The sequence below is a fragment of the Companilactobacillus mindensis DSM 14500 genome (assembly GCF_001434275.1).
Classification (GTDB): domain Bacteria; phylum Bacillota; class Bacilli; order Lactobacillales; family Lactobacillaceae; genus Companilactobacillus; species Companilactobacillus mindensis.
The window spans coordinates 1-19,250 of record NZ_AZEZ01000002.1; the positions used below are offsets into that span (position 1 = coordinate 1).

Sequence of the window (19,250 nt, forward strand, 5' to 3'; positions counted from 1 at the left end):
AAAAAGTTCTAAGTAAAGAGTTTAATCTTTACTTAGAACTAATCTTAGGTTGTTTATTATTTTTCTAATCCATAAGCACTAAGGATTTTTTCTTGTAAACCGATCATGACTTTCTCATCTTCAGGCTTGATATGGTCATAGCCATTCAAGTGCAAGATACCATGAACGATCGTATAACCTAATTCACGGTCAAATGAGTGTTCATATTCTTTGGCATGTTCAGCTACGATTTCAACACTGATAAAGAGATCGCCCAAATCCACTGGTAGATCTGGAATTTGTGCTTCCAAATAGTCCAGCGAATCTTCACCATCGTTAATAGCAAAGCTGATAACATCAGTTGCACGATCAGTATCACGATATTTTTTGTTGATCTCGTGGATCTTGTCTTTTGTTACGATGTGAATCGATAATTGTGTATTGTCTTTCAATTCCAATTTATTGAAAGCAAATTGAACAATATCCTTGATCCAATTCTCACGATCTTGATCAATTAAATTATCATCATTAAAAATTTCTAAGTCCATAATAAATCCCCAATAGTTATTTTTCGATTTTATCTGATTCTTCATAAGCGTCAATGATCTCAGCTACAACTGGGTGTCTTACAACATCAGCGGAACTGAAATTGACAAATTCAACATGTGGCAAGTTGCCCAAAATAGCTTGAGCTTGAACTAAACCACTGCGAGTATGTCCTGGTAAATCGATCTGAGAAATATCACCATTTACGATCATCTTGGAACCAAAGCCCAAACGAGTCAAGAACATCTTCATCTGTTCACGCGTCGTATTTTGAGCTTCATCCAAAATGACAAATGATTCATCCAACGTACGGCCTCTCATGTACGCTAACGGAGCTACTTCGATCACGCCACGTTCCAACAAGCGACCAGTGTGATCTGAGCCCATAATGGCATACAAAGCGTCGTAAATAGGTCTCATATATGGGTCGACCTTTTCTTTTAAGTCCCCAGGTAAGAAACCAAGACTTTCACCGGCTTCAACAGCTGGACGGGTTAAAATAATTCGCTTAACGGTCCCTTTTTTCAAGGCAGCCACTGCCATGACGACAGCTAAGTAGGTTTTACCAGTACCAGCTGGTCCAATTCCAAAAGTAATATCATTATGATTAATGGCATTGATGTATTGTCTTTGACCGAAATTTCTGACTCGAACTGGTTTGCCACCAAAATCTTTGATCAATTCATCTTTGTACAAATCGCCAAAGTAATCTAAGGTTCCCTTTTCGAGCATTTTGAGTCCACTGACGACATCAGCTGCACCCAAACTAATTCCCGAATGAACCAATTCCATCAATTTTTTAAGTAATGCCAAAGCATTGTTGACGTCAACCTCAGAGCCAGTCACATCCAATTGATCGCCAAAGGCATTGATCTGGACATTGAGCCCTTCTTCGATCAACTGCAAATTGCTATCGTTCACGCCAAAAAGATTGACCGCATTTTGAGGATTCTTGATCTGAATGCTTTTCTTAGTTAGTTCATCTTTTTCTGCCAATAAACACCAATCCTCCTGTTTTGGATAATTTATTTCAGAGTACTATTATATCAACGATAATAGACTTTTTTACTTGTCATAGCTACACATTTGGTTATAAAGAATGATTCTTCGTAATCTCAATGATCATAAACTTGTCGATCCCTTAAAAACTTAATATATATTAGACTTCGTTCTATTATTTTACCACTCTAATTCATTAATTAACAATGTCACTATGCCGATGAGACTAGCTACGATATTACTTGGACTAGCTTGAAAATTTGGGACAAAAAAAAGGTTAAAACATAAATGTTTTAACCTTTCGGAATCATCTTAACGACGTTTCTTATTGCGCTTACGAGCAGCCTCAGACTTTAACTTTCTCTTGACACTTGGCTTTTCGTAGAACTCGCGTTTTCTATATTCTTGAAGAGTACCACTCTTTGAAACGGAACGTTTGAATCGACGAAGAGCATCATCAAGCGACTCGTTTTCACGAACGACGGTTTTTGCCATATGATAATCCCTCCCTTCGATTGTTAACGTAACTGTCTATGTCTCTTGCAGTTCATATGTTATTATAACAAAAAGAAGCTAATGTTCAAATATTTTTTTAAATTTTTTTGGAGGAATTTATTATGAATCAAAAATTGGACGTTTTTGTACTATCAGATGGTGTCGGAGAAACAGCTCTGAGAGTTGCTAGAGCAGCTTTTGCTCAGTTTCCAGAAATGAACACTTCCTACACTAAGTACCCCTTTATAAAAAAGGATGAACAACTAAATAACATCCTAAACTTGGCAAATGACAAGCATGCGGTCGTTTTACACACAATCGTTTCAACTGAGATCTGCGAGATCATCAATTCTTTTTGTCAAACACACGGTATCGTTTATTACGATATCTTAAATCCAATCATCGGGACTTTCTCACAAATGACTCACCAAAAACCTTTGCGTAAAAAAGGTTTGCTTCACGAATTGGATAAAGATTACTTTGACATGATCTCCGCCATGGAATTCACCGTTACTAACGATGACGGTCAAAATCCTAAAGGCTTTTTAGATGCTGACTTAGTTCTGTTGGGTATCTCCAGAACCTCCAAAACGCCTCTATCGCTCTATCTAGCCAATAAAAACATCAAGGTGGCTAATCTACCATTAGGACCTTCAATGTCGCTCCCAGAGCAATTATGGCAGGTTGATCCTAAAAAGATCGTTGGCCTCACTAACGATATGAATGTTTTGATGAAAATTCGTAAACAAAAAATGATCGCTTACGGATTGGATTCCCGCACGACTTACTCCGACGAAAGCGAGATTCAAAAAGAATTAGACTACTCCAACGGTATCTACAAGAAACTCGGCTGTCCAGTGATCAACGTTGCTGACCGCTCAATTGAAGAGACTGCGGCTATTATCATGGAAAAATTAAATTTTAACGATTACCACAAGAGTTAATCCCATTTGATCAATTATTGTTCCTTAACTTCTTTTAATTAACTTCAAAGCAAAAATAAAACTTATATCAACTAGCAGATGCTAACCGATATAAGTTTTTTTATTTAACCAATTTAGTTCTCATGTCAGGATCAAATTTGTTATTACGTAACATTGCAATCTCTTGTTTGTATGGAGCAACACCTTTTTTATCATTTTCATCGTTTTTGACGTAAGGCGTTTCCATAATTTTAGGAACATTTTGTAGTTGTGGATGGTTGGCAACATAACTCAAGGCTTCAAAACCGATCGTACCAAAGCCGATATTGTCATGGCGATCTTTGTGTGAACCCATTTCGTTCTTCGAATCATTTAAGTGGATGACTGATAGTTTGTCTAAACCGATAATGTGATCAAATTCATTCAAAACACCATCGAAATCTTCTTTGACATTATAACCGGCGTCATTCATGTGACAAGTGTCCATTGTAACGGACAATTTATCATTTTGCGCACAATTATCAAAGATCTGAGCAATCTGTTCAAAAGTGACCCCAACTTCAGTTCCCTTACCGGCCATAGTTTCAATCGCTACTGAGACCTTTTGTTCAGGATAGATAGCCTCATTTAAAGCCTGGCCAATTTGCTTGAGAGCCACTTCGGGACCTTGTTTCAGATGAGCTCCTGGATGAAAGCTCAAGGCTTCAATACCTAAAGCATCAGCACGTTGGAATTCATCGTGCATAAAGGAAATACCAAATGGTAAGTTTTCCGGCTTAACGGTATTGCCTAGATTGACGATATATGGGGCATGACCGATGATGTGATCGATGCCATATTCTTTTAATAGCTTTTTCCCTTCAGGAATCTTCATCTCTGAAATATCTTTACGACGCGTATTCTGTGGTGCTCCGGTGAAGATCATCATGGCATTAGCACCATAACTGTGGGCCTCTTTAGCTGAACCAACTAACATGTTGGGGGCTTTCATTGCTACATGGGAACCAATAATCATTTCAATACACTCCTTTTTAAAACATCTAATAAATTATAGCATTGATCCAAATTCTATTCGGAAATGAAAATCCAAAATTCAATTTTACAAAAAAACAGTGGCTCAACCTGTGATGGTTGACTCCACTGTTTTTTGTTATTCAAGAATTGAACAATTCTATTAGTAAATATGTTTTTGATAGAAACGCCCCATTACTTTAACCGTATCGGTCACACTAACGAAAGCATGCTGATCAGATTTAGCCATAGCTGTTTCTAGATCATATAGTTCTGAACGAGAAATGACTGTAAACAAGATAGTTTTTTCTTCATGTTTATAGGCACCTTCGGCATCGTGCACTATCGTAATACCACGTCTCATCTCATTTTGAATCTGTGTAATGACATTCTTAGGTTTAGAAGTAACGATCATAACTTGGAGTTTTTGGTCCTTGTTATAAATCATATCGATCACTTGCCCATTGATAAAGATACTGACCGCACTGTAAAGCGCATGTACCCAACCAAATAATAAGCCTGCACAGGCAACAATAAAGATGTTGAACATAATATTGATCGTACCAACACTCTTACCGGTTTTTTTACGTAGAATAATTCCTAAAATATCGATACCACCGGTTGAAATTCCGTTTCTCAAGGCCATCCCTGTACCAAATCCATTGGCTACCGCACCAAAGATCGCACATACTAACGGATCAGCTGTGATCTTAACGGGTGGCAACAAGTGCATCATCGTACTGGCTAAAGCGACCGCAATTACTGTAAAGACAGTAAACTTATGATCGATTTTTTTCCATGACAGTACAAACAATGGCGCATTCAATGCAAAATACATAATGGCAGTTGAAATATTAAATGGGAACCATCGATGTGAAATTGTCGAGATCAATTGTGCGGCACCGGTTACACCAGAACCATAAATTCCACCTGGTGTCCAAAACATGTTAACCGCAATTGATACTGCAATTGAATATAAAAATGCTACTGATACTTTGGATAAGTACTGATGCCGTTCAAGCAACTTATCTATTTCACCCATACTAAACGTTCTCCTAATTGTCTTATGTTACCTAAACATATTAGCACAAATAGGAAAGTTTTCAGATTATTTACGATGTTTTTCCATAAAATCAGCCCGACCGGCACTCTCTTCGAGTTCAAAGCGTTCAGGATTCTTTTTATAAAAATCTTGGTGATAGTCTTCAGCTGGATAAAAAGTCGTTGCTGGCAAGATCTGAGTCACGATTGGTTCGTCGAATTCACCTGATTCAGCAAGGGCCTTTTTAGACGATTCGGCAATATCTTTTTGCGTCTGATCCTTGTAAAAAATAATTGGTCGATAACTGTCGCCGCGGTCCTGGAATTGCCCCATTGCATCTGTTGGATCGGCAATCTGCCAGTACAATTCAACTAAGTCTTTATATGAGACCACATCCGCATCAAAAGTTATTTCAACCGACTCAGCATGTCCAGTCGTTTCGCTACAAACTTGTTCATAAGTAGGATTTGCGACGTGTCCGCCACAGTATCCTGATACAACCGAGATAATTCCTGGTTGTTCATCGAATGGCTTGACCATGCACCAGAAACAACCACCGGCAAAAATTGCAGTTTGTTTATTCATTTATTCAGCATCTCCATCTTCAACGTATTTTTTATAATCTTGGTAACCAGCTTCATCCATTTTTTCATAAGGAATAAATTTCAAAGCAGCTGAGTTGATACAATAGCGCAATCCACCACGATCAAGTGGTCCATCAGTAAAGACATGTCCCAAATGCGATCCGGCTGACTTGCTCGTTACCTCAGTCCGTTCCATGCCAAAGGAAGAATCACGGTGTTCTTTCAACTTAGCAATTGGTTCCGTAAATGAAGGCCAACCGCAACCGGCATCGTATTTCTTAGCCGATGAAAAAAGGGGTTCGCCACTTGTAACATCAACATAGATACCTTTTTTGTAGAAATCGTCATACTTTCCACTAAAAGGACGCTCTGTGGCAGCGTGTTGAGTTACCGCAATTTCTTCATCTGACAAATTGGTTAGATTCTTCTTATATTCATTTGACATAAAATCACTCCTCCTCAATTTATACATTTTAGTATAAACTTCTCGAATATTAATTCCACCACTTAGCTCAAAGACTTACTGTCACTTGCTCTGTAATAATTGAATTGTACGCGATTTAAATTATTCTCTAATATCTTTTTAATAATTAATTCAATAAAAATCGCTTGAACAAAAAAACAGGCCAAAGCACTGACAATGCTACTGACCTGATTCTTACATGATGTTTTCTTTAATTTTTTATTTTTAACCTAATTTGATATGAGCGTCTGCTAAAGCTGTATCGACAACTTTCATAACTGCAACGCTGTGATCCATTCTTGATTTAGCAGCCGTCAAATCTTTATCTTGAATCATTTTATTAAATTCTTGAAATTCTTCATACATCCGATGCTGACAAACCTTTTTATCCACGTGAATATCATCTTCACCATTTAATTGCTTATTATAACTATCCAAAACATTCGTTGGCCCCTTTACTACTATCGAACCCTTATTGCCTTGAACTGTTGAAGTGACCTCAGCCGTACAGTCTTTAGCAGCGATACAAATTACTTTCGTTTCTGGATAGTCTAATACCAGTACACCAGAGGTATCGACTCCACGTTCAACATTGGCATAGTAATGTACCTTTGAAGGAGCGCCTAATAATCCAACGACAAAATGAATATTATAAATATTGAGATCCATTAAAGCACCGCCACCTTTTTTAGGATCAAAGACTGGCAAAACTTTACCAGCCAAAAAGGCATCATAACGATGCGAGTATTGAGAATAGTTGCATTCTACAACCTTTACATCCCCCAATTGTTTCAAATCTTGTTTCAACTCACGATAATTTGTTAAATATTGATTAGTAATAGCTTCCACTAAAATCAAATGTTTATTTTCAGCTAAATCTTTTAACTCAGCTAATTGTTGTGAATTTAAAGTAAATGGTTTCTCACAGATAACATTTTTACCAGCTTCCAAGTCTAGTTTGGCAAATTTATAATGCAAAAAATTGGGTAATGCTACGTAGACCGTATCAATGTCGGCTTTTTGTAAACATTCTGCTACATTTGTATAAATTTCTTTAATATGATGTTCAGTTTGAAATTGTTTCATCACTGGTAAATCATTCTCAACTCCCATGATGGCGTTTAACTTAATTTCAGGTAAATTATCAATCATGGTCAAAAAATCCTTAACGATCATTCCCGCTCCAAAAATTGCTAGTTTCAAATTTATTCTTCTTTCTTTATTTAATTATTTTGTTTAAAGCCGTTACTAACACACGATGGTCATCTTGATGATTTAAACCAGAGACTGCCAAGACGCCTCGTAACTGGTCGTTAATATAAAGTGGAAAGCCACCACCACAAACAGCATATGACTCATCCCCAATCCAATTTTGGAATGGATCTTTAGTCTGATTCAAAAAAACAAACATTGAACTGTGCTGAGCTTTGATAACCTTTTTAACCTTGCGCGTTAGCCAGCCACTTCCCTGACGTTTATTTGTACGATAATCTAAAATCGTTTGCTCGTCTAATGTCACTCGGACAGCAACTGGCTTGTCAGATTCAGCATTGATAATTCTTTCAACTTCAGCAGCAAATTCTAAAGCTATTTGATTGGAAAATTCTGAAAAGCGTAACTTTTTTTCTTCTTGTAAAACTTCGTTCAGATCTATCATGTTGTCCTCCTTATTCAGCACTAGTAAGCTGTTTGATTCCTGTTTCCAACATATGTATCTGATAAATTGTTTCTTCATCTTTGACTGTTTTAGATTTGTGATTAATTATTGCATCGTATAAACCTTGGTAAACTCGACTGTAGTCACCATTAACTGAAACAACTTTTTCTTGATGATATTGGTTTTGATCATCCATATACGTTAAAGTACCGTAATTTTCAGGACGGTCGATCCCAAAATCCTCATGATCTGGCATGTAAAAATGTTTCAAATCGATTTCTTGACGATCCATATCTTGTTTGACAAAGACACCTTTTTTACCATAAACAGTGAAGCTGGGACGTGGCACTAATCTAAAGTAACTAGATTTCACTGATACTTTCATTACGCCGTAATACATATCAATATCAAAATAGTCATTCATTCGGCCTTTGCCAAGCAACTGTCGAACATCATAGTGAACTTTATCAGCCTTACCAAAATATGAAATAATTTGATCCAAAGTATGGCAAGCATGTCCATAAAGATAGCTGTGACCAACTGAAAATTCTTTCTCACCTTCAGGTACATAAGGGCGATAATAGTCATAGGTTGATTCGACTTCCAAAATATCTCCCAATTTGCCACTCTCAATCACTTTCTGGACCGTCAAAAAATCTGAGTCATATCGACGATTTGGATAACATTGAATCAATAACCCTTTCTCTTTAGCCAGTTGGAACAGTTCTTTGGCTTGCGATTCAGTTTCAGTAAAAGGCTTCTCTACTAAAACATTTTTACCATGATTCAACACTTCTTTGGCTAAAGAATAATGTGCTGAGGCAGGGACTGATAAGACTACTAATTGGACCTCTGGATCATCATAAATATCTTGAATTTCAGTCGTGTAATTAATACCTTCAATTTTTTTCCAAACATCATGTTCAATATGTGGTGCATAAATCGTTTTAACTTTAATAATATCCTTTAATTTCAAAGAAAATGGCAAATGATACCGGTTCGCGCTTTTACCATTTCCAATATATGCAATCGTTAATTTTCTCATATCAATTCCTCCTAACTCCTATGACTAAACTCTATCAATCAACTCCATCACAGATAACCCTTTTGCTAGATACTGGTTACAGGTTTCAAAGAAACGAAGATTATGAACTTTTGCATAAACATTTTGTTCAGAAAATATATGTATAATTGCTTTAGGAGGAAAAAATATGCTATTTCTAGATAAACTTGAACACACAAATGATTTGACTGAAAATGAGCAGCGAATCGCAACTTATATTAAAGATAATTTGGCTAGCGTTTCTGAAATGTCGATTCAAAACCTGGCTGCAGAAACTTACACCTCTCATTCAGCTATCGTTCGTTTTGCCCAAAAAATGAATTATGATGGTTATCGTTCTATGCGACACGATATTATCAAAGCGGCTCAACAGCAACTATCCCAGTTAAATGATGTAGATGCTAATTTCCCATTTTCGGAAGCTGATACTGCTATTGATGTAGCAAAAAACATTGCTGATTTAACAATCAATACAGTTAAAAAAGCTTTAACACAATTGGACGAAAAATCTCTCGCCGAGGCTGCTAATAAAATCGTTCGAAGCAAACGACTAGTTCTCTTTGCATTTGGAGACACTCAAATTAGAGCCCGTAGTTTTCAAAATAAACTGGTAAAAATAAATCGTTTCGCAATCTTGGCTGAAGAATACGGAGACGACTCCTGGACCTCCGTTAGTCTAAACAGTGATGATTTGGCAATTTTTATTTCTTATGGGGGCGATAGCAAACAATACTTAAAAATAATTCGCTTTCTCAATAAACAAAAAGTTCCTACTTTATTAATTACAGGTAATCCCGATAGTAAATTAAAGACCTTCGCAACTCAGACAATTTTGATTGTTCAAGATGAATACAACTTTTTCAAGGTCAGTACTTTCGCCTCCCAGATTACATTCGAATATTTATTGGATACGCTCTTTTCCATTGTTTATTCAAAAGCTTATAAAGATAATTTGATTAATTTACAAAATAATTATGATAAATTAACCCAAAATAATATTTTAACAACATGACTAATCGACTTTTAGTCAACAAAATGACGTCTCTGGAACACAACCATGTTTTTCATTAAATATGCAGCATACAGCATACAGTGCAACAGAACTCAACTTCTTCCACATAATAGCAAAAACCACAATATTCATAATTCGAATATTGTGGTTTTTGCTATTATCGTTCGGAAATTAACTGAGTTCTGTCACACTCTCTAAAATTTTGCACTATTTAAGGTGCCTCCGTCAAAGTCCAACTAATTTTCCCCTTATACTCACCTGATAAATTAGGTTGAGTATTTTCTAGTAAGATACCTTCATCGTCTGACCAGTCATCAGCGATATTTTCAATTTGATTTTGCGAAGTTATTGCAGTACTGCGACTGGCAATAATTGGATTATTGGAAAGCTCTTGTTTGTCGTTAGTTTTGTTCATAAAAATCAACGGTTCATAGAAGTCTGTGTCACGTTGGTTGAAGACTCCATCTGACTGAGCCTTTAAATTCCACTTGGCATTCAAACTATTGACGTTAACTTTCCATTCGCCATCACGTTTGATATAGTCGCCAAATCTATCAACTGGTTTAATATCTTCAAATCGATAATTATTATTGACCGTCAATTCGAGTAGTTTAGATGAATAGTTGAACGTCATCGGCGTTTGAGCCCACTCGTTCATAAACATCTGTCACGACCAAGTTTCCTTTAATTTCACGATTATCAGCACTGGCTTCAATGGAACTTGGCATCAACGCTACCGTTAGTGGTAAGACATTGTAGTCGTTATAATTACTCTTCTGATGCAATAAAGTAACATTTTCACCGTTGTCCAAAGCCAATTTCATCTTTGTCCTACTTTGTTTAGTAGTATAAGTATCATCTTCTGGATAAGAGAAGTCGAAATTAAATCTCAAGGGATCACTCAATTTATTAAAGTAAATCTCTGAAGTTGGCAGATCGATTTGCGGTTTTAACTTAGGGACATTGATCACGATCGTTTTAGTTTCTGATGTATATCCTCCGTTAGAAACCGAGAACCTCAATTCATTGCGACCAGCTTTTAATACATCCAGATCTTCATCTGCTTTTTGTGAGCCAAAGCCGATTGGATTGAGCGTGATCGAGAAATTATTATTACTGTCAACATTTATGGCATTGATATTGATACTTGATAAAGCAATATCTTTAAAATCAGCGTCTTCTTCCGTTTTCAGTTGTAACGTTTTTCTTCTGATATATTCAGGTGCTACTTGCCCATCTTCCAAATTATCGACTTCAGAGCTGTACTTCACGTTCCAATTCAATTTCACAGCTTCATTATTCGTAACATCGATCGTATCTTTTTCCGGCTCCAAGACCAAGCCCTTATCAATGACCTTGAATTTATAATTCAAAACGTTGGATTCACGTTTGCCATCGTTAGCATAGATCTTAGCTGTATGAACGCCATAAGAAAGCTTAGGTAAATCAATCTTAAAGCCTTGACTAATAATCGGTTGAGTAGTTCCTGGACCAGCACTAGCACTCGTTGGCGTCTGATCGTCAATTTGGATATATCTAGTAACTTCATCCGGATTAACGTCACTCTTGTCGTCATAGGTAATGTCAAAGCCAAGCGTTAAATTATTACTATCACGTTCGGTCAAGAAGTAATCTTTATAAGTTGAACGTGTCAAAACCAATTGCTTCTGGTCAGCAACTTTGATCGTATAAGTCAAAGTATTAGAAATCCGGCTACTGCTGTCGCTCAATGTAACTTTAAAAGTATACGTTTGATTAGGCGTTAAGTCTGACAATGGATAATCGAATGAAACATTGCCGGTAGTTTGATCTTTGGCAATTGAAACCGTCTGTAATCCGTCGACCTTGATCGAATTGCCATCAGCATCATAAACGGCAGCCTTGGCGATCATATCTTCTCCATCAAATTTACTACCTCTTAAATAACTGGCTTGAAGATTAAATTTAGCCGTATCATCACCCTTTAATTCTTGATTCATCTCATCAGTCGTACTGATTTGTAATTTCTCATTATCGATCTTAAATTCGGGTGACATTGTATCATTTGAAAAATACTCACTTTCAAATGATGTATGAGCTGAATCAACTGAAGTCGTTTGCAATTTGTCGCTGGCTGGTGCTTGGGCCTGTCCTTTGAGTTCAACTCTAGCGTTATCACCGATTTTTGCCAATGAAGGAATTGACACTATTAAACCTGGGACTCGTTTGGTCGTTGATGGATCTGTCGAGGTTGCCCCTGGTATCGTAATATCAACATCGGTGATCTCACTCTTATTGATATCTTTAGTTGTAGTTGTTCCACTAGCTGATTTATAAGTGATCTTACCAATATTTCCTGCACTGTCACCGGAATAATTTACATTTTCTGGCAAAGCAATCGTCGTCTTAATATCACCAGAAGCTGTCAATCCACCGTCGTAAGTCAAATCATAAGTAAAAGTTAAATCATCGCCATCACTAGCAGTAATAACTTTGCTAGTTGTCTGAGTTTCATCATCGTATGAACTGCCGATATCTTTTGTATCATCATGCAAAGTAGTTTGTTTTTTAATATCAAGTACCGCTGGCATTTTTTCAATGATCATCGCAACATCCTGCTTGTTACTCTCAGGTGAACCAGTTGCAGCCGTAAATCCCCAGCGTACCTTATTTGTTTTAGAAGCATTTAATTTTGAAATGTCAATGTCATAAGTTTTCTTATCACGTTGAGTCAGTGGTTTGATCGTTCCATCAGCAAACTTATCATTGATTGCAAATGTTAATTTTGCCGTTGTAGATCCACTTGCCGGTGGTGTATAGTTGATTTTGATGTGCCGCCAAGCTTTTATGGGATCTGTTTTGGTTTCATTGGCAGCAGGTTCATTAGCTTCATATCCTGCCATTGGTATCCGGTTTTGAACAGGACCACGGTGTCCCATATAGTAATAATAATGATTGACTCTATTAAGAATTAAACCCGTCGAATAATTACCAGCCTCTTTATATGTAGAGGACTCTCCAGGATAACCCATTGCCATATGCTTTTCTTTTAGTTGATTTCTGACAAAACCAGTACTTGAAAAATCATCAAAGTCCAAATAATTATTCTTAGTGTAACTAATGCTCCCCGGCGTTTGATTCAAATACCGATCCATTTCAATGGCAATACTGTTTTTAATACCACCATAATCACTTGTCAAACTAGTCTGGGGGTCAATATCGCCACCACCCCAAACACCTAGTGTCTGACCTCCAGCTGGCATCCCATTGCTTCTAGAAATAGCTTGTTCACCATCATTGTCATTTTGGAGAACAAAAGCAAAGCCATCGGTAGCCTTACTGTCATCATTACCGTTGTAGATCCAAGCTGAAATTTCCTGCGATTTAGTTAAATCAAAAAAATTATAAGTTGGATCGTCTTTAGTCCCTTTAACATTGCCCCAAAATGAGCCGATTTGTGAACTCTGACTTGAATTAGCACTCAACAACTGAATAATATCAGCCTTGTTGTGATATGGATTTGTTGTGTCCCCAACCTTATATAATTTATCAGAACTTTTAAAAGCTTCAGTCGCACCAGTTTTGGTATTCTTGTAATATTCTGGCGTCGATACAAAATCCTGTAGTTTCAATCCCTTAGGTGTATTGTTGAAAATATCCTCGGTTGTAGAAACGGTATACACTTTAGCAGTCGAAGCAGCCTTAATTGCTGCTGGTGGATGAAATAACCCTAAGGCTGCAAAAAGAACCGTCAAAAGCATTAATGACCATGTTATTTGTTTACGCATTTTTGGTTCCCCCCAATTAATCAATTTGTTTTTAGTATATTTAATTATAAATTAATTAATGGGATTATTAGTTCGATTTTTGTAAGGGCTTTTATTAGGGTGTGAAAAATGCTATGCCTAAAAAATGTTTATTAAACGGACAAAAAAAGGTTACATCAGCAAATTTTCACAAGCTGATATAACCTTTTTCTATTTATACTTTATAATTAATCTTTTTTACTGATCTCAATTCCAAGATCATCTAATTGTTGTTTAGCAACTTCCAGTGGAGCGTGTGTCATTGGTTCACTAGCATTTGAGTTCTTAGGGAAAGCAATCACATCACGAATGTTATCCTTTTGCGAAAGAAGCATAGCAAATCTATCCAAACCAATAGCCAAACCACCATGTGGAGGACAACCGTATTGTAAAGCATCCAATAGGAAGCCAAATTGTTCGTAAGCTTTTTCTTTGGTGAAGTCCAAAGCTTTGAGCATCTTCTCTTGAATCTTGTAATCGTGAATACGGATTGAGCCACCACCAAGTTCGTAACCGTTAAGAACGATATCGTAACTTTGGGCGTAAGCCTTGTGAGGATCTTCGCCATCATTTAGATAGTGAACATCTTCTTCGTTAGGCATTGTGAATGGGTGGTGAGCAGCTGTCCAGCGTTGAATACCTTCATCATATTCGAATAATGGCCAGTTAACGACCCATGTGAAGGCAAATTCATTAGGATCGTAGAGGTGTTGTTCCTTAGCGATAGCTTTTCTCAAATAACCTAGAGAATCAGCAACAACCTTCTTGTTGTCAGCAACGAATAATAGTAAGTCGTTGTTTTCAAGACCTAAACGTTCAACCAAAGCACTTTCGTGGTCTTTGATAAATTTAGATACGCCACCAGTCAATTCGTTGTCGTTGAACTTAGCCCAAGCAAGTCCTTTGGCACCAAAACGCTTGATGTATTCTTGGTAAGCTTCAATGTTCTTTCTTGAATACTTGTCAGCGCCATCTTTAACAACGATAGCCTTAACTTGACCGCCGTTGTCGATAGTACCTTTGAAGACTTTGAATTCAGTATCTTTCAAAGTCTCATTCAAGTTTTGTAGTTCCATGCCAAAACGAATATCTGGTTTGTCTGAACCGTAACGGTCCATAGCGTCATCCCAGTCGATTCTTGGGAATGGTGTCTTAACTTCGATACCCTTTTCGTCTTTCATAACACGAGCGATAAGTCCTTCAGTAACAGTTTGAATCTCTTCTTTACTCATGAAGGAAGTTTCAATATCGATTTGAGTAAATTCTGGTTGACGGTCTCCACGAAGATCTTCATCACGGAAACAGTGTGCTAGTTGGAAGTAACGGTCAAATCCACCGACCATCAACAATTGCTTGAACAATTGTGGTGATTGAGGAAGAGCGAAGAACTTACCAGGATAAACACGTGAAGGAACAAGGTAATCACGAGCACCTTCTGGTGTTGATGGTGTTAAGTTTGGTGTTTCGATATCGATAAAGCCATTTTCGTACAAGTATTCATTAACTGAATGCTTGATTTGAGCACGAGTTCTGATAGCTTTTTGCATCTCAGGACGACGAAGATCAAGATAACGATACTTTAATTTAGTTTCTTCTGAAGAGTCGATACCATCTTTGATTTCAAATGGTGGTGTCAATGACTTGTTAAGTACTTCAACTGTTTCAACAACAACTTCGACCTTACCAGTTGTCATATCTTCGTTAGTAGCGCCTTCGCCACGAAGTCTAACTGTACCGATAGCGTTGATAACGTATTCTGATCTCAATGTTTCAGCGACATCAAGTGCTTTTTGGTTATCTGTATTGAAAACCAATTGGACGATGCCCTTGTAATCTCTAAGGTCAACGAAAATCAAACCACCTAAATCACGACGTCGTTGAACCCAACCATCTAAAGAAACTTTTTTACCAACATACTTTTCAGTAATGTTGCCACAATAATCTGTTCTTTCTTCCATGTTTATCCCTCGATTTTTTTCAATTCTTGAGCTAGATTTTCCAATGATACGCTGACTTGTTCGCCAGTTGCCATGTTTTTAACATTAGCCGTATCATTTTCCAATTCTTGATCACCAATAGTTACCGTGTATTTAGCATTCAAATTATTGGCTGTCTTGAATTGAGCTTTGATTTTTCTTTGTAGATAATCTTTATCTGCAGTGAACCCGGCTCTACGCAAGCCAGAAAGAATTTTGACTGAAGCACGTTCAGCTTTTTCCCCAATGGTTACTAAGTAAACATCAAGATCATCTTGACTAGGAAGATCTTCATCCTTAAGCAAGAGCATCAAACGTTCGACCCCAAGTCCAAAACCAATTCCGGGTGTCTCTGGTCCACCAAGTTCTTCAACTAAGCCATTGTAACGACCACCAGCCAAAACTGTGATTTCTTTGTTATCAAAAGCTGGATCTGTGACCATGAATTCAAAAATTGTGTGGTTGTAATAATCAAGGCCACGAACCATGGTTGAATCAACTTCATAGTTGATATCAAGGTCATCAAGCAATTCCTTTAGATAGTCGAAGCGTCTCTGTGAAGACTCATTCAAGTAATCTAAGATTGAAGGTGCATTGGCAACGATCTTTTTATCGTTAGCATCTTTACTATCAAGGATTCTCAAAGGATTCTTTTCCAAACGAACTTTGGAATCATCACTCAATTGGTCTTTGAACGGTGTAAAGTAATCGACTAAAGCTTGGTGATAGTTTGCACGTGATTCCGGGTCACCCAAAGTATTCAAGGCTACCTTCAAATTCTTGATTCCTAAACGATTCAAGAATTCCAAACCAACTGAAATGATTTCAGCATCTAATTCCGGTGAATCAGAACCAAAGGCTTCAATCCCAATCTGATGGAATTGACGTTGACGACCTGATTGAGGACGTTCGTATCTGAACATAGGTCCTTTGTACCAAACCTTATAAGGCTTGATATGTTCTGGTCCGTAAAGCTTGTTTTCAACATAGGCACGAACGACTCCGGCTGTACCTTCTGGTCTCAAAGCAAGATGTCTGTCACCTTTGTCCTTGAAGTCATACATTTCTTTTGAAACGATATCCGACGTATCACCTGATGATCTTTCAAAAACATCGTATGATTCAAAAATTGGAGTTCTAATTTCAGAAAAACGATACTTGTTAAAAGTATCTTGAGCAATGGATTCCACATATTGCCACTTGGCTGACTCGCCGGGTAAGATGTCCATTGTCCCCTTTGGTTTTTGATAACGCATAAAATCCTCCTTAATATAAAAAACACCCTTGTCTAAATAAGACAAGGGTGCAATTTGCACGGTACCACCTAGTTTTTTTGCTGCAGTTAACGCCTGCCAGACGATAAAAAACGTCACACAAATAATCGTTATCTGTTCTCAGCTGCCAGATTCTCTGTAAAACGATTTAATTTGATTTAGAATATATTTATAAATTAATCAAAAACGTGAAAAAAGTCAAGTTTTCAAGGGAAATTTGCATTCTATTCTTTTAAGTTCTCTGATAATTAAGTAATATATAGATATAAGATTATCAGTAGTTAGACAATTGAGGGATCAGTCAAATGAAAAGAATTATTAAATTTTTTATTAGAAACCGGATCCTTGTTGCTATTTTGTTATTACTCGCCTTATCCAGTTGGTCGACAGTCGCTTTGGCCAGTGCTAATGCTGTCGTCGTTCAATCGGATTCTGTCAATGTCCGTATCGGCCCGGGACTATCTTACGCCAATATGGGTCAAGTCAAAAAAGGTGACAAATTGGCCATTTTAGCCGAAAAAAACAAATGGTATCAGGTTAGATTATCCGGAGATAAAATTGGCTGGGTCGCCAGCTGGTTGATCGACAACACTGAAGTTAGTTCGGCAACCAATAAAGTTGGAATCGTTAAAGTCCCTAATACGACTGTGTTCAAAAATGCCGACGCCGGCAGCAATGTCTTAGGAACGATCGAACAATCCCAAAAAGTCACTATCATGTATCAGGAACAAGATTGGACTCAGATCCTTTACAATGGCACTGCTGGTTGGGTCAAATCCAACTTCATCCAAGGCACTCAAGAGACATCTGGTTCAACAAATAATTCCAATACTTCTGACGATGACATCAAGAAAGTCACTGTTACCCAACCTAATACCAAGTTACGGATCGAACCTGATCAAAATGGTCGAGTCGTCAAAACCGTTAAGGTCGGCAAACAATTTGATTACTTGAGCAAAGATGGTAAATGGTACAAAGTTCGTGACTCTGACGGTTCAGTTGGCTACATCGCCAGTTGGGTCGTAACGATCTCGGGTACTAAGAGTGCCGTTAAGTCAGCCGCAACTAACATTTCTGAAGCAACGATTGTTATCGATCCAGGACATGGTGGCGATGACTCTGGTGCTGAATCAAAGAAGAGTACCTATGAAAAGAACTTCACGCTTGCCTATGCTAAAGCTATCAAGCAACAGCTCGAACAAACCGGTGCTCGAGTAGTCTTGACTCGTTCCGGTGACAATAGCAAGTCGCTTGGCGATCGGGCTCGACTTTCAAGTAAGATCCAAGCTGATGCCTTTATCAGTTTGCACTTCGATTCCAGTGCTCAAGCAAATTCTGGTTCCGGTGTAACGACTTATTACTATAACAAGAATAAAGATGGTCAGTTAGCTGATGACTTGAACGCTCAACTCAAGGGACTATCAATCGGTAGTCGTGGGACGGCTCAAAAAGACCTTTATGTCTTGCACTACAACAGTCAGCCTTCTGTCTTGATCGAATTAGGCTATATTAACTCTAAGTCAGACTACAAGTACATCAATTCTGATAGTTACAAACAACAAGTTGCTAAAGATGTAACCAATGGTTTGAAAGAATATTTCAAATAAAAATGCAACGTTTATTATTTTCAATCAAAAATCAATATTCGAACTTTGAATATTGATTTTTTTGTCGTTATGCGAGTATTTATCTACCCTAGAAAAATTTTTTTGTTATAGTTGTGTTAAAGAGTAAAGAAGGCATTCAGAACCAGATTTTTCCCAAGTCGATCAATCGGGGTACATCGGTTACGGTCGTGATATGAAGACCACCACGAAGTAATTCAACGTGGCGAAACCGTCTTATAGCGGAATCTACAATTGAATTACAAATAATCATAAATATTTTGATATAATTAAATCCAGACTAAGGGGGTATCATTATCAGAAATTTTAAACGGCAGTTGCCAACTAAAAATGCCATGCAAGTATATAATCAAGATCAAAAACTCCCCAAACTATTTCGCACTTTTAATAAACGCCAATACATTGAATTATTTATCGGGTTAGTAACCTTATTTTTACGCGGAATCGGTGGAATCTTTCTGATTATCTCTTTACTTGATTTTTACTTCTTCTCGGCAGTTTTGACAGTCAGAAACATGAACACTGGTGAAACCTTTTTAATGGACAAAACTGAATGGCAAAAATATCGTAAAAATTATAAGCAGGCAAAAAAGAGTCTATAATCTTGCTGCTTACCCAAAAATGACTTCTGGTTCGCAATATGGTTCTTTTTCAAGTTTGGTTACATACAATTATTTAGATATATTAATAGGCCATCCAAAAATCAGCTGGATGACCTATTTTAGTATTATCGTAAATAAAGTATCGAATCATTAAATTCTAAAATTTTAACACTACTAATGTAAAACAAATAAAAAACCGTTTAGTCTGGAATGG

Annotated in this window: 17 protein-coding genes; 3 read left to right on the plus strand and 14 right to left on the minus strand. The window is 37.3% G+C overall.

Annotated features, from left to right (window positions below):
• Positions 1–56: 56 nt before the first annotated feature.
• The 3 genes from ybeY to rpsU all read right to left on the minus strand — a co-directional run bounded on the left by ybeY (position 57) and on the right by rpsU (position 2,019).
• Positions 57–527, minus strand: a complete 471-nt coding sequence (gene ybeY, locus FD29_RS00190) for an rRNA maturation RNase YbeY (RefSeq protein WP_057886972.1) — start codon at positions 525–527, stop codon at positions 57–59.
• Between the two features lie 16 nt (positions 528–543).
• Positions 544–1,521, minus strand: a complete 978-nt coding sequence (locus FD29_RS00195; RefSeq protein WP_057886973.1) for a PhoH family protein — start codon at positions 1,519–1,521, stop codon at positions 544–546.
• A gap of 315 nt (positions 1,522–1,836) precedes the next feature.
• Complete coding sequence (gene rpsU, locus FD29_RS00200; protein ID WP_010019742.1) at positions 1,837–2,019, minus strand: 30S ribosomal protein S21; 183 nt, start codon at positions 2,017–2,019, stop codon at positions 1,837–1,839.
• 122 nt (positions 2,020–2,141) lie between these two features.
• Between rpsU and FD29_RS00205 the strand changes: the two genes are divergently transcribed.
• Entirely contained in the window at positions 2,142–2,963 is an 822-nt protein-coding gene (locus tag FD29_RS00205; protein WP_057886974.1) for a pyruvate, water dikinase regulatory protein, read from the plus strand.
• A gap of 100 nt (positions 2,964–3,063) precedes the next feature.
• Here FD29_RS00205 and FD29_RS00210 read toward each other — a convergent pair whose 3' ends face one another.
• The 7 genes from FD29_RS00210 to FD29_RS00240 all read right to left on the minus strand — a co-directional run bounded on the left by FD29_RS00210 (position 3,064) and on the right by FD29_RS00240 (position 8,744).
• The gene (locus FD29_RS00210; RefSeq protein WP_057886975.1) at positions 3,064–3,957 is read right to left on the minus strand and encodes a deoxyribonuclease IV; all 894 of its coding nucleotides are present in this window, start codon (positions 3,955–3,957) and stop codon (positions 3,064–3,066) included.
• 159 nt (positions 3,958–4,116) lie between these two features.
• Positions 4,117–4,995, minus strand: coding sequence for a YitT family protein (locus FD29_RS00215; protein WP_057886976.1), 879 nt, complete (start codon positions 4,993–4,995; stop codon positions 4,117–4,119).
• 66 nt (positions 4,996–5,061) lie between these two features.
• Entirely contained in the window at positions 5,062–5,580 is a 519-nt protein-coding gene (gene msrA / locus FD29_RS00220) for a peptide-methionine (S)-S-oxide reductase MsrA (RefSeq protein WP_057886977.1), read from the minus strand.
• Entirely contained in the window at positions 5,581–6,024 is a 444-nt protein-coding gene (gene msrB, locus FD29_RS00225; RefSeq protein ID WP_057886978.1) for a peptide-methionine (R)-S-oxide reductase MsrB, read from the minus strand.
• Between the two features lie 243 nt (positions 6,025–6,267).
• Positions 6,268–7,245, minus strand: coding sequence for a Gfo/Idh/MocA family protein (locus FD29_RS00230; RefSeq protein ID WP_057886979.1), 978 nt, complete (start codon positions 7,243–7,245; stop codon positions 6,268–6,270).
• Between the two features lie 16 nt (positions 7,246–7,261).
• Positions 7,262–7,699, minus strand: coding sequence for a heme-binding protein (locus FD29_RS00235; protein ID WP_057886980.1), 438 nt, complete (start codon positions 7,697–7,699; stop codon positions 7,262–7,264).
• Between the two features lie 10 nt (positions 7,700–7,709).
• Positions 7,710–8,744, minus strand: coding sequence for a Gfo/Idh/MocA family oxidoreductase (locus FD29_RS00240; RefSeq protein WP_057886981.1), 1,035 nt, complete (start codon positions 8,742–8,744; stop codon positions 7,710–7,712).
• 166 nt (positions 8,745–8,910) lie between these two features.
• Between FD29_RS00240 and FD29_RS00245 the strand changes: the two genes are divergently transcribed.
• Positions 8,911–9,774: a MurR/RpiR family transcriptional regulator gene (locus FD29_RS00245; RefSeq protein ID WP_057886982.1), complete on the plus strand. Its 864-nt coding sequence runs from the start codon at positions 8,911–8,913 to the stop codon at positions 9,772–9,774.
• 211 nt (positions 9,775–9,985) lie between these two features.
• Here FD29_RS00245 and FD29_RS00250 read toward each other — a convergent pair whose 3' ends face one another.
• From FD29_RS00250 to hisS, 4 genes are all read right to left on the minus strand, one after another.
• Positions 9,986–10,432 carry a hypothetical protein gene (locus FD29_RS00250; RefSeq protein ID WP_147007892.1) on the minus strand — a complete coding sequence of 149 codons (447 nt, stop codon included), beginning with the start codon at positions 10,430–10,432 and terminating at the stop codon, positions 9,986–9,988.
• Positions 10,386–13,541: an L-type lectin family protein gene (locus FD29_RS00255; protein WP_057886984.1), complete on the minus strand. Its 3,156-nt coding sequence runs from the start codon at positions 13,539–13,541 to the stop codon at positions 10,386–10,388. The genes FD29_RS00250 and FD29_RS00255 overlap by 47 nt, the downstream gene beginning before the upstream one ends.
• Before the next feature lie 206 nt (positions 13,542–13,747).
• Positions 13,748–15,517, minus strand: coding sequence for an aspartate--tRNA ligase (gene aspS, locus FD29_RS00260; RefSeq protein ID WP_057886985.1), 1,770 nt, complete (start codon positions 15,515–15,517; stop codon positions 13,748–13,750).
• A gap of 2 nt (positions 15,518–15,519) precedes the next feature.
• Positions 15,520–16,791 carry a histidine--tRNA ligase gene (hisS, locus tag FD29_RS00265; RefSeq protein WP_057886986.1) on the minus strand — a complete coding sequence of 424 codons (1,272 nt, stop codon included), beginning with the start codon at positions 16,789–16,791 and terminating at the stop codon, positions 15,520–15,522.
• A gap of 323 nt (positions 16,792–17,114) precedes the next feature.
• Here hisS and FD29_RS00270 point away from each other — a divergent pair, with 323 nt between their 5' ends.
• Positions 17,115–18,416, plus strand: coding sequence for an N-acetylmuramoyl-L-alanine amidase family protein (locus FD29_RS00270; RefSeq protein ID WP_057886987.1), 1,302 nt, complete (start codon positions 17,115–17,117; stop codon positions 18,414–18,416).
• Positions 18,417–19,250: the final 834 nt, after the last annotated feature.

Coding starts and splice junctions, on each gene's coding strand:
- ybeY (WP_057886972.1), bottom strand. CDS start 527: ATGGACTTAGAAATTTTTAATGATGATAATTTAATTGATCAAGATCGT.
- msrA (WP_057886977.1), bottom strand. CDS start 5,580: ATGAATAAACAAACTGCAATTTTTGCCGGTGGTTGTTTCTGGTGCATG.
- FD29_RS00240 (WP_057886981.1), bottom strand. CDS start 8,744: ATGAGAAAATTAACGATTGCATATATTGGAAATGGTAAAAGCGCGAAC.
- msrB (WP_057886978.1), bottom strand. CDS start 6,024: ATGTCAAATGAATATAAGAAGAATCTAACCAATTTGTCAGATGAAGAA.
- FD29_RS00210 (WP_057886975.1), bottom strand. CDS start 3,957: ATGATTATTGGTTCCCATGTAGCAATGAAAGCCCCCAACATGTTAGTT.
- FD29_RS00270 (WP_057886987.1), top strand. CDS start 17,115: ATGAAAAGAATTATTAAATTTTTTATTAGAAACCGGATCCTTGTTGCT.
- FD29_RS00205 (WP_057886974.1), top strand. CDS start 2,142: ATGAATCAAAAATTGGACGTTTTTGTACTATCAGATGGTGTCGGAGAA.
- FD29_RS00255 (WP_057886984.1), bottom strand. CDS start 13,541: ATGCGTAAACAAATAACATGGTCATTAATGCTTTTGACGGTTCTTTTT.
- FD29_RS00235 (WP_057886980.1), bottom strand. CDS start 7,699: ATGATAGATCTGAACGAAGTTTTACAAGAAGAAAAAAAGTTACGCTTT.
- FD29_RS00250 (WP_147007892.1), bottom strand. CDS start 10,432: ATGAACGAGTGGGCTCAAACGCCGATGACGTTCAACTATTCATCTAAA.
- hisS (WP_057886986.1), bottom strand. CDS start 16,791: ATGCGTTATCAAAAACCAAAGGGGACAATGGACATCTTACCCGGCGAG.
- rpsU (WP_010019742.1), bottom strand. CDS start 2,019: ATGGCAAAAACCGTCGTTCGTGAAAACGAGTCGCTTGATGATGCTCTT.
- FD29_RS00245 (WP_057886982.1), top strand. CDS start 8,911: ATGCTATTTCTAGATAAACTTGAACACACAAATGATTTGACTGAAAAT.
- FD29_RS00215 (WP_057886976.1), bottom strand. CDS start 4,995: ATGGGTGAAATAGATAAGTTGCTTGAACGGCATCAGTACTTATCCAAA.
- aspS (WP_057886985.1), bottom strand. CDS start 15,517: ATGGAAGAAAGAACAGATTATTGTGGCAACATTACTGAAAAGTATGTT.